This window comes from Synechococcus sp. O70.1 (assembly GCF_047462215.1).
In the GTDB taxonomy this organism is placed as follows: Bacteria; Cyanobacteriota; Cyanobacteriia; order Thermostichales; family Thermostichaceae; genus Thermostichus.
Map to the genome: position 1 here is coordinate 1 of NZ_JANSIT010000027.1, position 14,306 is coordinate 14,306.

At 60.2% G+C, this 14,306-nt stretch carries 14 protein-coding genes and 1 pseudogene; 3 read left to right on the forward strand and 12 right to left on the reverse strand.

Translation table 11 applies throughout. The features are described 5' to 3' along the window. The 10 genes from NW833_RS10840 to ylqF form a co-directional block, all read right to left on the reverse strand. A partial coding sequence (locus NW833_RS10840) for a cation:proton antiporter (protein ID WP_414412470.1) occupies window positions 1–631 on the reverse strand: 631 nt, incomplete at its 3' end. A gap of 202 nt (window positions 632–833) precedes the next feature. Beyond that, window positions 834–1,142 (reverse strand): cell division topological specificity factor MinE, encoded by a 309-nt coding sequence (gene minE, locus NW833_RS10845; protein WP_414396262.1) that lies wholly within the window; start codon window positions 1,140–1,142, stop codon window positions 834–836. A gap of 47 nt (window positions 1,143–1,189) precedes the next feature. Continuing rightward, window positions 1,190–1,996, reverse strand: coding sequence for a septum site-determining protein MinD (minD, locus tag NW833_RS10850; RefSeq protein ID WP_414412471.1), 807 nt, complete (start codon window positions 1,994–1,996; stop codon window positions 1,190–1,192). Then, window positions 1,975–2,742, reverse strand: coding sequence for a septum site-determining protein MinC (gene minC / locus NW833_RS10855; protein ID WP_414412472.1), 768 nt, complete (start codon window positions 2,740–2,742; stop codon window positions 1,975–1,977). The genes minD and minC overlap by 22 nt, the downstream gene beginning before the upstream one ends. A 26-nt stretch (window positions 2,743–2,768) precedes the next feature. Further along, a complete protein-coding gene (locus NW833_RS10860) occupies window positions 2,769–3,275 on the reverse strand; it encodes a DNA recombination-mediator protein A (RefSeq protein ID WP_414412473.1) in 507 nt (168 codons plus the stop codon). 105 nt (window positions 3,276–3,380) lie between these two features. After that, on the reverse strand, window positions 3,381–4,589 hold the full coding sequence (locus NW833_RS10865; protein ID WP_414396254.1) for a VLRF1 family aeRF1-type release factor: 1,209 nt from the start codon (window positions 4,587–4,589) through the stop codon (window positions 3,381–3,383). A gap of 360 nt (window positions 4,590–4,949) precedes the next feature. After that, a complete protein-coding gene (cpdA, locus tag NW833_RS10870) occupies window positions 4,950–5,765 on the reverse strand; it encodes a 3',5'-cyclic-AMP phosphodiesterase (protein ID WP_414412474.1) in 816 nt (271 codons plus the stop codon). A gap of 36 nt (window positions 5,766–5,801) precedes the next feature. Beyond that, on the reverse strand, window positions 5,802–6,380 hold the full coding sequence (psbP, locus tag NW833_RS10875) for a photosystem II reaction center PsbP (protein ID WP_414396249.1): 579 nt from the start codon (window positions 6,378–6,380) through the stop codon (window positions 5,802–5,804). A 66-nt stretch (window positions 6,381–6,446) separates the two neighbouring features. Then, complete coding sequence (locus tag NW833_RS10880; RefSeq protein WP_414412475.1) at window positions 6,447–8,729, reverse strand: RelA/SpoT family protein; 2,283 nt, start codon at window positions 8,727–8,729, stop codon at window positions 6,447–6,449. Window positions 8,730–8,927: 198 nt separating this feature from the next. Next, window positions 8,928–9,797, reverse strand: coding sequence for a ribosome biogenesis GTPase YlqF (gene ylqF, locus NW833_RS10885; RefSeq protein ID WP_414396244.1), 870 nt, complete (start codon window positions 9,795–9,797; stop codon window positions 8,928–8,930). Window positions 9,798–9,941: 144 nt separating this feature from the next. Between ylqF and NW833_RS10890 the strand changes: the two genes are divergently transcribed. Then, window positions 9,942–10,427: a 2Fe-2S iron-sulfur cluster-binding protein gene (locus NW833_RS10890; RefSeq protein ID WP_414404976.1), complete on the forward strand. Its 486-nt coding sequence runs from the start codon at window positions 9,942–9,944 to the stop codon at window positions 10,425–10,427. Window positions 10,428–10,433: 6 nt separating this feature from the next. Next, entirely contained in the window at window positions 10,434–11,792 is a 1,359-nt protein-coding gene (locus NW833_RS10895; protein WP_414412476.1) for an FGGY-family carbohydrate kinase, read from the forward strand. Window positions 11,793–12,321: 529 nt separating this feature from the next. Here the strand turns inward: NW833_RS10895 and NW833_RS10900 are convergent. Both NW833_RS10900 and NW833_RS10905 read right to left on the reverse strand, forming a co-directional pair. Next, entirely contained in the window at window positions 12,322–13,143 is an 822-nt protein-coding gene (locus NW833_RS10900; protein ID WP_414412477.1) for a Tab2 family RNA-binding protein, read from the reverse strand. 47 nt (window positions 13,144–13,190) lie between these two features. Further along, the gene (locus tag NW833_RS10905) at window positions 13,191–13,658 is read right to left on the reverse strand and encodes a VOC family protein (RefSeq protein WP_414412478.1); all 468 of its coding nucleotides are present in this window, start codon (window positions 13,656–13,658) and stop codon (window positions 13,191–13,193) included. A gap of 206 nt (window positions 13,659–13,864) precedes the next feature. Here NW833_RS10905 and NW833_RS10910 point away from each other — a divergent pair. Next, window positions 13,865–14,306, forward strand: a pseudogene (locus tag NW833_RS10910) (hypothetical protein); the annotation flags it as partial.

Below are 14,306 nucleotides of genomic sequence, written 5' to 3' on the forward strand. Positions count from 1 at the left end.
GAAAGGATCCCATCAGCCAGCCCCCCAGCGCCCCCACCGCTGACCCAATGGCCAAGCGGCTAGATAGCTGCTCCAAGGCCATCAAGAAACTGGGGTGACCCGAAAGCACCACCTGCAGCACCACCACTGCCAAGATGGCCCCCACCGGATCGATGAGCACCCCTTCCCCTTCCAAGAGGGTGCTGACGGCGGGATCGACGCGTACCCGCTTGAGGATGGGGTTAACTACAGTTGGCCCCGTCACCACCACCAGGGATCCAAACAGAAAGGCTAGGGGCCAGGGGAACTCTCCCAAATAGTGGGCCGCCAGTGCCCCCCCTCCCAAGGTCAAAAGCGATCCCAGCAATACCAGATTGCGCAGGCTGCCGGAGACCTGGTTGAGGCGTTGTAGCCGCAGGTTCAGCCCTCCCTCGAACAGGATCAGGGCCACTGCTAGCGACACCAGCGCCTCCAGACCGGATCCCATGATCTGGGGGCGAACCCAGCCCAAGCCATCTGGCCCCAGCAGCACCCCAAACAGCAGCAGGAAGACAATGCTGGGCACCTTGACAAAGTTAGCCAGGACTTGAGCTGCGATCCCGGCCACCAAGGCCAGCGTAAACAGGATCGTCAGCTCAAAAGAGCTTTCCATGCCGAGGCTCAACCTCCCTCCGTGAGAACTCTGCCCCAGCAGCTCTCTCCTGTTCAGTAGGGTTGCCCCTCAAAGCTGCCATGAGAGACTAGAAACACCTGCAGAGAACTCCACCCTGGGACAGACAGGAGAAAGCATCCTTTTGCCGAGGGCAGATGCTCCCTGAGCCCAGGGTAGCTCAGGCCGAAGTGAACCCCCCTGGCTAATCCGGCTGCCCCTTTGCAGAAGGGTCGAGTTCGGCTGCTGCCAGCGGCTTAACTCGGCGAATGGGTAAGTTAGCAATGAGGGCCGTTGTGCTCCCCTCCACGGTCAAGTGGAATTGCATCCCCTCCGAGTCCAGCTCCACATAGCGGGAGACCACCCCCAAAATTTCCAGCCGCATCGATTCCAGGGCTGCCGGACTGAGATTGGCGCGGTCGTGGGCCAAGATGAATTTCAGGCGCTGCTTGGCCTGCTCGCGGCTGCCGCCGGGGGAGCGGGGGAAAAGCTGATCCAAAAACTCGAGGAGCATGGGCTTTATTCTAGTCTCGTTGAAAGAGAGCTAAGGGCTGCTGGGCTTCAGAACACCTTTTGGCTTAAAAATCGCCTTGCCTTTTCCCAGAAAGACTCACCCAAGCCGGCCAACTTGGGGAACTCCACCACCTCCCCTTCCAGCCGTCGGGCAATGCGCTGAATGGCCTGGGCAGCCGGAGAAGGACGGGCAGCCAAAACCATGGGTTCTCCCTTGTTGGTGGAGACGATCACCTCTCGGTCTTCCGGAATCATACCCACCAAAGGGATGGCCAGCACCTCCACCACATCTTCCACGGCCATCATCTGGCCAGCGGTTACCATATCGGGGCGCAGGCGGTTAACAATTAGCTGAATTGAAGAGATCCCTGCCGCTTCCAGCAGGCCCACCACCCGGTCTGCATCCCGCACGGCAGCTACTTCGGGCGTAGTCACCAGCAGGGCCTCTGTTGCCCCGGCAATGGCATTGCGAAACCCCTGCTCAATCCCGGCCGGGCAGTCGATCAACACATAGTCGTAGCTACCGGCAAGCTTCTCCATCAACTGCCGCATTTGCTCCGGGTTGACTGCTGTTTTGTTGCGGGTTTGGGCTGCTGGCAACAAGGAGAGATTGGGGGTGCGTTTGTCTTTCACCAACGCTTGTTCAAGGCGACATTCTCCCGCAATGACTTCTAGAGCCGTGTACACTACCCGATTCTCTAGGCCCAGCAGCAGATCCAGGTTGCGCAGGCCAAAGTCGGCATCCACCACCGCTACCGAGCGACCCAAGCGCGCTAAGGCAGTGCCTAAGTTGGCTGTCAGGGTGGTTTTGCCTACTCCTCCCTTCCCAGAGGTTATGACGATAACTCGGCCCATGCTCTTCTCCGCAGAAACTCCTGAAGGCTGGCGATGCAGATGGCACCATCTTGCAAGTAAACCACCTCAGGGGTATTGCAAGGGGAGCCACTTTCTGGGGGGCGGGCCACCTGGTCGGCGATGCGCAATTGGGTGGGCTCCAACTGCAAGGCCAGGATCACTGCACTTCTATCCCCCTCGGCGCCGGCATGCGCCAACCCTCGCAGCCGTCCCCAAACCCAAATGTCGCCGCCCGCAACGATCTCGCCGCCGGGGTTGAGATCTCCCAAGAGGAAGACAGAGCCACGGTGGCGTACGGACATGCCCGAGCGCACGGTTGAACGCAGGTACAGAGGGGCAGTGTCGGGAGGAGGAGGGGGAACCACCTCTAAAAGGGAGGATTGCTCCACCGAATAGCCCAAGGTTGCCGCGGCAATGGCGGTCGTGCGGGATCGGGTTTGGACGCGCCATAGCTGCAGCCGATGCTGCGCCAACAGGACAGCCAGGGCCTGCAGGGTGGGCAGCTCCAGCTCTCGCTCCTGGCACCACAGGGTTAGAGGAGCCACCCCCGTCCAGTAGGACTTGCGGCTGCGCAACTGCCAAACGAGCTCGTCCCAAACTTCTTCCCAAGCTAGGGTGGTGGGCAGGTGCAGGTGGATCCCTTGGGCATCGGAGCGAAAGTAGACACTCTCTTTGGCTGCCCCTACCCCGATAGAGGAGGCAGGGGCCTTGGGAAAGGGTGGCGAGTTTCCCACCAGCGACCCCATTCTGCCTGCCCTCCTTTGCCAAGGAATTAGTCGAAGTAGAAGAGCGTAACCACCTTGTGTTGCTCCTCAGCGTGCCTGCAGGCCTCCAAAAGCGTGACGCTGTCGTGGAAGGCAAAACAGATCAATTGCTGGCACTTGCTGATGATTTCCAGATTGCAGAGGCGACTGGCCTCCGCTAGAGGCAGGTGGTCGTTTTCAGGGTGCTCCACCAGATGCAGCACCTGCTCCAAACTGGCCCGCGACTCTGCCGGCTGCCGCTCTAGGCTTTGGGGCAGGATCACCGTCAAGGATTTAATATCTGCCCGCATTGCTCCACGAATTACAGCCAGGTTGGTACCAATAGCCCCGGACGTGAGGATGCGGTTGCCGGTAAGGGCCAAGGCGTAGCTGAGGGTCTCGATGAGGTACTGGTGGGTAATGGGCACATGGCGAGTGCCCAAGATGGCTATCCGCTTTGGCCCCACTTGCTGAATGGCGGCCAGCTCTTGCAAGAACGTATCGACGCTGGTGGGGAGGTTAATGGATTGGGTCAAGGGGATCCCTCGCTAGACAGGATGGGCCAGATTATGCTAGCAGCCTACACCGTTGCTCTGGGATCTAGCTAGAGGGTTGGGCCATCCCTGCTCAAGTTGCTAGACCTACCAGCGCAGCAGCGCCGCTGCTCCCTGAAACTCGTGGAGCAAGCGCTCTTCAGCTTCGCCGCGAACGAACTCCAGTTTAGCGCCAAAATCGCGGCCTAGCACCCACACCAGATCCCGCAGGGGTGCCGGCTGTGGCTCTGGGCAAAGGAGCTGGGCCATCTCCTGGGTTCCTCCCACAAAGCCGTCTGGGCAGCGCCAGATGGTGGCCTCTAGCCTCCAAGGCAGGACAAGGATTTCCACCCGGCCTAGCTGGAGGGCGTCCAGCACCGCATCCAAGCCCCAAGCGCCGGGCTGCTCTCGAATCCGCTCCAACAAAGCCAGCTCTCCTCGGCGCTCAGCGGCCTCCAGGACGGGTACCACTCGGTCGAGGATGTCTTGCGGCGTCGGTGTGTGAAGGTTGGCGGGGTGCCCCACCCGCGCGACGATGCGGTTGCGTAGGCCGCGGTTGAGATAGCCCTCAAAGTGGGACACCTGCCAGGCTTCACCCATGAGCACCAGCCGCTCAATGCCCAGGCGATCCACTGCCTTATCCAGGGCGGAAGCCAGGCGGAGGTAAAGCTTGTGCATCCAGAGGCTGACCTTGGCCGCCTCCCGCTCCTTGGGGGAAAGCTTGTCGAAGGTGCCACCGCTGCGGGCGCGACGTTCGGCAACGGCATTTTCAATGCGGCCGGCCAGCTTCTGCAGTTCCTGCCATTCCTCGGCGCTGATGTTGGCAAAGATTTCCGTGTCCTCTCGCAGTTCTCCCAAAAAGAGCTCGTAGAAGCGCCACCTGCTGCCAGACAGGTGCAACACCCCACCCCGCTCGTATTCATCAAAGGCAAAGAAAAGGGGCGTGAGGTAAGGTTCCCCCCAGCGGGCCTCCACCCGCCCATGGGCCAGATCCACCACCGGCAGCTCCACCTGCAGGTCGATTCGGCGCAGCACTGGCTTGCCAGCGGGATTGCGGCTGGCAAAAAGAACCAGGGTGCGGGCCGAAGGGCGCTCCTGCTCCACTAGAGCAAGGACTTGCTCGCAGAGGGAGTTATCAGGCTTGCTCTCCTCCCTCTCCAGCAGCTCCTTGAGGGTATTCTTGATGCGCCCCACCCAGGCGCGACCCGCATTTTCGGGACGAGCAGGGTTGGTGTCGGCATATATCGAGAGCACGGGCTTGCTGCTGTCGCCAAAGGCAGCTTGCAGATCCTGGATCAGGGTGTTGAGTTCGTCCATGGTCTTGAGAAGGGGCGTCGCTGGGGCTCAAGCCTAGCAAAAGTAAGGTTAAGGGAAAGCGAGGGATCCGGCCCTAGCTGAAGCCCAGTTGGGCTCGGCTTTGAGGAGAAGCTTCTAGCATAGCATAGCCCGCGCCTAGAGCCGAGCGGCTGCGCTGCCCTCCAGATCCACTGGCTCCGATTGGTCTGCCGGCGGCGGAGCCTCCTGTAGCTCAAGGGCCAAGAGAGTTTTCCCATGGAGGCTGCAGCTTCAGGGCGTGGGGCCCTAGCTGCACCGGACGGCTGGAGGGCGGGTTGCTCTACCTCTTGCAGCCAGTTTCTTCTTGGGACAAGCAGTTGGCCTGGTGCGCCCGGGATCCCATTAGTACCCTTTTGCAGCCAAGTTAGGGGTTTGCAAGGCGGCTTCTACCCGATGCACTTGGGTTTTGAAGCTGCCATCTGGCTCCAGCCATAGCTGTCGCAGGGCTGGGGGGATCACCTCCAGAGCAAACTGGGAGCTCTTGGGGAGAAATTGCACGCAGGTGGAGGGACAGGCAAAGTAATCAACCCCCCGGCGGCGACGGTGCAGCTCCTGATGAACATGGCCAAAAATCACCAGGCGAACGTGGTCGAACTCGTCCAAAACCCCGAACAGCCGCTCCGGCTGCTGTAGCGCACTTTGATCCAGCCAATCGGAATCCACCGAAAAGGGGGGGTGGTGCAGGGCTAGGAGAACATGGTGGTGGTTGGCCCGGCTGCGCTGTAGCTCTTGTCGGAGCCAAAGTAAGGTGCGGTCGGTTAGGTAGCCGCTGTCCCTGCCTGGCACCAGCGAGTTCAACAAAATAAAGCTCCAGTTCTCGCGACTGAAGCTTTTCTCTGCGTGCAACCGCCCGCCGCGGAGCTCTAGGTTCATAACATGCAGGCGATCGTGGTTCCCCGCCAGCCAATAGGTGTCGATGGGAAGGGTCTGCAAATAGCTTCTAAGACGGGCATAGGCAGCCGCACTGCCATCTTGGGCAAGATCCCCGGTTAGGAGCAACACATCCGGCAAGGGATCCAAACTCACAATGGCCTTTTGCACTGCCAGAAAAGAGGCCTCGGTGTCTACCCCCAACAACCGCTGATGGCTCTTGGCAAATAGATGCAGGTCACTGATTTGAACCACGTAAACCGTCATGGCGGCGGGATTTTTCAGCACCGAAAGGCCTTTGCCGTCTCCAAAGGCAGAGCCCTCTCAAGAGACCCTTAGAGAGCGACCTACCTCCCGGAAAGCGGTCTGCACCTGTGGCCAGCGGGACTCCTGGGTTGAGGCAGTCAGAGTATAGAGGCGATGGTGACGAACGGTTACCGTCACTACCTCGTGGCGAAGCTGGGATCCCAGATTGGTTTGGTACTCAAACAGGTAGTAGGGCTGCCCCTGCCGTTCGAAGGCCTCGGCTGCCAAGAGCTGGGTTGAGCGACCCGATCCCTCAGGGGCAATGATCTTCTTTGCCACCAATTGCCCTACCTCCTCTGGGCCTCCCAGATCCGCAATCGTCTCCCCTTTGTCGAAGGGGGCAACCATCAGGCTGATGTTTTCGGTCTCATAGACTAGGTCGCGCAGGAGCACGGCTAGCCCCTTCCCAGGGCTTAGCTTCACGCTCACCATGCCATTGGGGTAAGCAAAGGCAAAAGCTCCATTGGGATCTCGGTAGACTCGCAGGTTGGGGCTTGCTGAGCAGGCACCAATGATCAAGCTGAGGCAGACCCCCAGCAGCAACAACACCCTAGAAAGCCGCCGACCCAGTAGGCTCAACTGCCCCTCCCCTGCCATGCCGAGATCCTCCGCTTAGGGTTAGCCACCTCCATATCCTACCTAAGATTGGACCGCAGCAGCCTTTTAGCGGGATCCGTTCTGGTAGTGGCGGGAGCGCAGGGCCAACACATCGGAAAGCTGGCGCAGCTGATTTTGAAGCTGAGCAAGCTGTTGGGCGTCGCGTACATCAATGCAGAGGTCAATTGAGGCAGTGCGATTGGCAAAGGTTTGCACCTTGGCATTGCGCACATTGATGCCCTGATCGGAAAGGCGGGAGAGAATATCCCGCAGCACGCCAACCCGGTCGATGACCTCTAGACGCAGTTCTACAGGATAAGTCTGGGTGCTTTGCCGCACCTGCTCCTCGTTCCAGCGCACCGGCACCAGCCGCTCACCCGGAACCTGGGCTACCCGCGGACAATCGCGATGATGAATGGTGATGCCCTTGAAGCGGGTAACCACGCCCAGGATGGGATCCCCTGGGAGCGGGTTGCAGCATTTGGCCAATTGATGTTTCAGGCCCTCCACCCCCAGGATGAGAGACTGGGATCGGCTAGAAGCTCGATTTCCATCGCTTCGCGGCAGCAGCAGCTTGGCTTCCGCCAAAGATCCCTCCTCGGGTGGGGGGGAGATGGCTGGCTTGCTGACCTCCTGCAGCCGGTGGATCACCTGCGCGGGGGTTACCTCTCCATAGCCCAGCGCCGCCAGTAAATCGTCCACGCTGCTGTAGTTGAGCTTCTCGGCAACCTTCTGCATCCGCTCGGACTGCAGCAGCGCTTCGAACCCCGTTTTGCCCAGCTCCCGCTCCAGCAACTGCCGACCGCGGGCAATATTTTGCTCGCGATTGGAGCGCTTAAACCATTGGCGAATGCGATTGCGCGCCGAGCTGGTGGCTACAAAATTAATCCAGTCTAGACTGGGGTGGGCATTCTTGTGGGTGATAATCTGCACGATGTCGCCATTGCGCAGGCGGGTATCCAGCGGTACAATCTTGTTGTTTACCCGCGCCCCGGCGCAGTGATCCCCAATTTCTGAGTGGATGCGATAGGCAAAATCAATCGGGCAGGATCCCTGGGGTAAGGCCAGCAGATCTCCCTTGGGGGTGAAGACGTAAACTTCGCTCTCAAACAGGTTCTCGCGAACAGTCTCTAGGTATTCTTTGTCGTCCTTGAGGTCGTTTTGCCACTCCAAGAGTTGCCGCAGCCAGGTAAAGCGCTCTTCCTCGGGCTTTACGGGGGTGCTGCCGGCTTCCTTGTATTTCCAGTGGGCAGCAATGCCGTACTCGGCCACGCGGTGCATTTCTTCGGTGCGGATCTGCACCTCCACGGGTCGCCCCTGCAGACCAATCACTGTCGTGTGCAAAGATTGGTAGCGGTTTGGCTTGGGCAGGCCGATGTAGTCTTTAAAGCGCCCGGGAATGGGGCGGAAGCAGTTGTGAACAACTGCCAGCACCCGGTAGCACTCGCTCACGGTCTGCACGATAACCCGCACCGCCAAGAGGTCGTAGATCTCATGGAATTCCTTGCGCTGCTGCTGCATCTTGCGGTAGATGCCATACAGGTGCTTGGGCCGCCCGCTGATCTCAAAGTGCTCTAGCCCCGCTTGGAGGAGGTTCTTCCGCAGCTCTTCGATAAAAGCTTGGATCTCCGCCTCTCGCTCGCTGCGCTTGGCGTTAACCAACTCTTGGATCTGGCGATAGGCTTCGTAGTCCAGGTACTTAAAAGCCAGGTCTTCTAGTTCCCACTTGAAATGCCAGATCCCCAGCCGGTTGGCCAAGGGGGCAAAGATCTCCATGGTTTCGGCTGCAATCTGCTTTTGCTTGTGGGGCGGCAGATATTGCAGCGTGCGCATGTTGTGCAAGCGATCCGCCAGCTTGACCACGATGACCCGAATGTCTTTGGCCATGGCCACAAACATGCGGCGGAAGTTCTCCGCTTGCTGCTCCGTTTTGCTGGAGAAATTAAACCTAGAAAGCTTGGTTACCCCTTCCACCAGGAGGCGCACTTCGGGTCCAAATTCTGCTTCTAGCGCCTCCAGGGTAACGCCTGCATCCTCAACAACATCGTGCAAGAAGCCAGCCGCTACCGTGACGGCATCCCCCCCCAGCTCCCGCAACAAGCTAGCCACAGCCACCGGGTGGGCGATGTAGGGATCCCCCGACTTCCGCTTTTGGCCCTTGTGCAAGCAGTAGGCAAACTCAAAGGCCCGGCGCAGCAAATCTGCCTCTTGGGGAGTGTAAGCTCTCAGCCCATCGCCGAGATCTTCAGCGCCAGAAAGCAAAGCACGCAGCCATCCTGGCACCTCAAAATCGAGGTTGTTTAGGTCAAAGCCTCCTTCTAAGCTGGCGGCAACAGCAGGCTGACCCATGGGAATCTAGCAAGGAGGATGGTCTACTCCCTGGAGTTTCTTACAGCCTATCCCCAACTTGACTCGTCCGCAGGCAGGTTAAAGGCAAAAAGCGCTGCGAAAAACCTCAGGGAAAAATCTGGCGCAGTGTTAGTATTCTAGTTCCATCGTATCACTCACTCTGCCGCATCTCGTAGCAACATATACAGACAGATGAAGCTAGCCTCTTGCTGGGGGACTAGAGGTGGGAGGAAGTTGCAAAGCTAGAGGCCCTAGCCACCCCTTGCGGTAGTCGTTGAGGATTTGCCTTGCCGCTCGCTCGGTATCGCCTTGGTAGCGCCGTTGGGCCAGCTCCTGGACTGCCACGCTGCCAGGGGGGATTGGATCGAGCCAGCCGTAGCGCTGTTGCAAAAGAGCTTGGGCCTGGGGCTGCACCTGCAGCAGTTGATCCACAAAGTAGGCCGCTACGCGCTCGGGGTCGTAGGCGGCAGCGCCAATGTCATCGCAGATGGCTAGCAACGTGGCTGCCCGCTGATCCGGCAGCGAAGGCGGGAGGATGCCCGGCGAGTCCAGCAAATCCAACTCCCCCCCTAGCCGTACCCACTGCAGTTGCCGGGTTACCCCAGGGCGCGCAGCGCTCTCGACGGCTCGCCGTCCCAAAAGTCGATTCAGCAGGGCCGACTTGCCCACATTGGGAAAACCCACCACCACCGCCCGGACAGCCCGCGGCCGCATGCCCCGCCGCTGCCGCCGCTCGTTGACCGACTGCCCTAGCTGCAAAATAGCCTGCTTGAGGCGACTGACCCCTTGTCCCGATTGGCCGTTGGTGGGATAGACCGGGATCCCTTGCTGCGAGAAATACTCCTGCCACGCTTTCAGATCCCTTGCCGCAATCGAGTCGGCTCGGTTGAGGGCCAAGAGGCGCGGCTTCTGCCCCAGCCACTTGTCCAGCTCGGGATGGCGGCTGGCCAGCGGGATGCGCGCGTCCACCACTTCAATTGCCACATCCACCAGCCGCAGTTGTTCCCGCAACTGGCCAAGGGCCTTAGCTACGTGGCCAGGATACCACTGGATGGGCGGAGAGCTCATGCTGCCAAAACCCTGGCAAACACCAAGGGCGGGATCTACTCTAGCTTGTCCAGCTCGTCTCCTCCCACCTGTAGGGCAAGCAACGGCTGGGATCCCTTGCCAAGACAAGCTAGCGTTAAGGAGTGTAACGGCGGAGAAGGGACGATGGTCAAGCGCGTGCGGTTGGATCCCATTGCTCAGGTGTCAGAGGTGGCCACCAACAACAACTTGCTCTCGGTGCTGCTGCAGGAAGAGCTGAATGTGTTGAAAGAGTGCGGCGGGCGCGGTCTCTGCGCCACCTGCCATGTGTACGTGAAAGAAGGGATGGAGTCGCTCTCGCCCATGACCCGTCGGGAGCAGCGCACCCTAGAGGTGATCACTAGCCGCAAGCCCAATTCCCGGCTTGCCTGCCAGGCGCGGGTTCTGGGAGAAGGGGTGGTGGTGGAACTGCCGGTGGGAATGTACGCCAATGCCCTCAAGGACATCGAGGTGCTCATTGGGCGGCGGGCCGAGCAGCCCATCTTGCACCCTATCACTGGTGCTGTGTTGGTGCAGGCAGGAAAGCTGATTACCCGTTCAGTGCTGGAGTCGGTGAAGAACCTCGATCTAGACATCCAAGAGGCTTTGGCTCGCAGCAGCCGAGATTTCTAGAGCTCTATGGGACCTGTATTTCTTGGGATCGACCTAGGCACGTCGGGAATGCGGGTGGTGGCCCTCTCAGAAGCGGGGGAGGTGGTGGGCAAAAGCGAGCGCTCCTGGGATCCCCCAGAAACCAACCCGGGCCGCTGGCTGCGCACCCTAAGAACCCTGTTGGGACACCTAAGGGGGCAACTGGGGGATCGCTACACCATTGTTGCCCTTAGTGCCTGCAGCACCTCGGGTACAGTGCTGCCGGTGGACGGTCGCGGCATGCCGCTGGATCAGGCCTGGCTGTATTCCGACCCGCGGGGCCAGGTTCAGGCCAAGCAGTTGGGGATCCCTGCCAGCTGGGGACTTAGCCGCTGGCTGTGGTGGGCAGAAGCCCATCCCGACCGCTACCGGGACAGCTACTTGGCCCATCCGGCGGACTTTCTCCTAAGCCAACTGGGAGGCCGCCGACGGGTAACTGACCACACCCACGCCTTGAAAAGTGGCTTTGACCTAGAAACCTACACCTGGCCGCGGGAGTGGCTATCTCGCCATGGCCTCGACCCCAAGCGTTTCCCTGAGGTGGTGGCGCCGGGAACGGTTTTGGGAACGGTGCGAGCTGAGTGGGAGCTGGGGCCAGAGGTGCTAATTGCCGCCGGGATCACCGATGGCTGCGCCGGGCAACTGGCTGCAGGAGCTACTCGCTTGGGTCAAGTCTCCACCAGCCTGGGCACCACTCTTATCTTCAAGGCCAACAGTGCTGATCCCATACAAACCCCTAGCATCTACTCCCATCTGCACCCCGACCGAAACGGCTGGTGGCCGGGGGCAGCTTCCTCTTGTGGAGGTGGAGTTTTGCCCCACTTCTTCCCTGGCGGCAACTTGGCTGCCTTGGATCAGCAGGCGGAGGCCCATCTGCCCACTGGCTTGGTCAGCTATCCGCTCTGCCGACCTGGCGAGCGTTTTCCCATCCTAGATAGCGAATTTGCCGGCTTCTTGCCCCAGGCGGAAGTAGGATCCCCTCGCTTTTACGCCGCTCTCTTGGAAGGGGTGGCGATGGTGGAGCGGCTGGGACTGGAGACCTTGGCCGCCCATGGGATCCCCCTACTAGAAGGGAGCCCAATTTTGACCACCGGCGGGGGCTGCAAAAGTTCCCTCTGGCTCCGCCTGCGCGCCAGTATCCTTGCCCGTCCCTTGGCAGTGGTCAAACATCCCGACCCGGCTGTAGGAGCGGCCATCCTGGCAGCATCGGCCTATTGGTGCTGCTCAGTGCAGCAGGCTGCCGAGCGCTTGGTGCAGGTGGAACGTCTCATCCAGCCAGATCCAAACTGGGTCAAGGCCTATGCCGAGATCTACTCGGAATTTCGCAGCCGGTATTTCTCCCCCTGAGGGAGAACATTTTTACACACTCCCCGGGGATCTACCTCGGGGGGTTTCGTTTCCTATTTCCAGGAATCCCCCCGAAGGGAAGACCTCGGACATTAAGCGCGGCCCTCGCTTTGCTCAAGCCTTGTTTCCAGTTTCTGGGAGTCACCCCGGACGGGAGAACTTGCCAGTTTGAGATTAAGTGGCACGCTCCTGTCGCGTTTCCAAGTTTCTAGGGCTCCCCCAAAGGGGGAACTCGATTCCGAGGTGGGGCTACCACCTAGACGACGTGGATCATGGGAACCCCCCGAAGGGGGAACAGGACTCCACCCCCCTTAAAGCCAAGCAGGGCAAGGAATACAAGACCCATTTGTGAGGGGGTCGGTCGAAAAGAGCAGAAAGTAGCCTTGGAAAGGGGGGGTAAGAGGCCTGAAGGCCTCGTGGTGCAAGGAATCGAGCGGGTAACGAAAAAATAGGCTTTTCCGGGACTTTCAAAGGCGCTCGCAAAGCTGGCGATACTATGCTTGCCCTGAAGGATTACGCAGGCTTCTCCTCAAAGTTGCATCAGCCAAAAGCCAGCGAACGACTGAGCCCTGAAATCGCTTTGGATGGCGAGGAAATGGATCCCTTGCGCTTGGCGTTGGCGTTGGGCAAAGCCCTCGGCCTCTGCTCGCAGCTTTTCGTCTTTGAGTTGTGCAAAGAGATAGCAATCGTTGAGGCCAGCCTCGAACAGCAGCCATCCCTCCGCCACAGTCAAGTAGGCAGGCTCCATGCCGCTCATCCAGGCTGCTATAGGAAGAGCCCGCTGCGAGGCGATCACCAAGCCGGGAATGATTGTGTCGGGCGCAAAAGCCTCCCAGTTTACTGGAAACAGCTCGCCAAATTCGATTGGCCAGGTCTCGGCTTCCCGCAGATCCCTAGCCCGCAGCGTCACGAACGCCCAGCGCTCTCCCTGCAACTTGTCCGGCAGGGGGACGGGATCCGGCGGATCCGGCTCCACGGGGGGTTCAGGGCTGTAGGTGAACTGGGTTTCCTGGGGGTAAACCTGCTCTGCCCGTTCCCGCATCCAGGCCTTAAGGGCATAGACGCGACGGCTGGGGAGCATGGGGATCCCGACGGCGTTGCAGGCCCGTTGCAGAATGGAGCTCATGCGGGCTCGGAACACCCGGATGGCCGAGGGGGGCTGGGGAGCCGCTTCCAGATAGCTGCGCAACTGTTGGGCCACCCAGGTGCTATTGACCTCTTGGTTGCTGCAGTACTTGGCCTGGCGAAACTGGCCGCCGGGATCGCACACCAAGAGCTCCCAAACTCGCCGATCCTGGGCATCTCGCAGCGGGACGGCGTTAAAGTCCATCTGCCAGATGGGGCCGCGCATAGGGCCAGAACGAGGGGGTTGAATGGCCAAGGCGTTCCTTCCGTTTGCTACGCGCTGCTGGGAGAGGGGTTCGGAAGCTGTTGGCCTGCAATATCCCCGACCACGGCCCATTCCCGCTCCCCAAAAATGGCGGAAGGGTAGCGGTAGTACTTAAACTCCAGCAGGTTGTAGAAGGGATCCTGCAGAAAGAACGTGCCGTGCTCCAGGGGGGTGCCGACGAAGCGCCAGCGTGGCTCCTGATAAAAAGGCAATCCCCGCACCTGGGCCTGGTCGGCCAGGCTCTGCCACTCTGCTTGGGTGGGAAAGATCAGGCCGAAGTGGCGAGGGTAGATGCCCCGCTGGGGCCTCAGCTCTTCCTGGGTGAGGTGGGCCACCAGTTGATGGCCATAGAGGTTCAAGATGACGGAAACAGGCGTTTCCCGACCAATCTGGCAACCCAAGCCCTCGCCGTAGTAGGTCTTGGTCAAGGCAATGTCGGCAACCGGAAAGGCAAGATGAAAGCGGATGGGGTCCATGGGCTCTCCTGCCAAGCAGCCTGCTCAAGTCGGGATCCCTGCTCTTTATAAGGTAGGCGATTTTGTGCTGAAGGGTGGGATCCCTTCCCCAGCCGACTGTACGCCTTTGCGCAAGAAGCCCAGCCAGGGCGATGTTATAACATTTGAGCTGGAGAGCCAACTCAGTGTGGTGAGAGACTGGGGAGCGCAAAGAGGCAATCTTGGCCATGGCCAGCACCCGGACTGAGCAGCGCCGCCGCGAGGAGGAAGCGCGCCATTTTTTTTGGATGGTGGCGCTGTCCCTGCTGCTGCATGGGTTGGCGCTGTTGGGCTTGCTCTCCTGGAGTCGGTTTTGGCCGTTTCGCCAGCAAGAACAAAAAGCCATTGAGTTTATCTTGCTGGAGCCAGAAGATCTCGAGCCGCCGGAAGAAGCAGAGCTGGTTTCAGAAGTGGATTCCCGCGATGGGGGCAAGCGGGTAGAGGCCCCTCCCTCCCAGGGCAGTCCACCCCAATCCCAGGCTACTCTTCGTCAGCAGGCTCCCCCGCCGCCGCCCCCCCCCCCCCACCCCCCCCCGCCCCCGCCCCGCCCCCCGTCTCCAGGACGCCAGGAAGCTCCTCCTGGCGGGGGCCGACAAGGTGAGCGTGAACTCGGCGGCGGTAGGGCGGCCC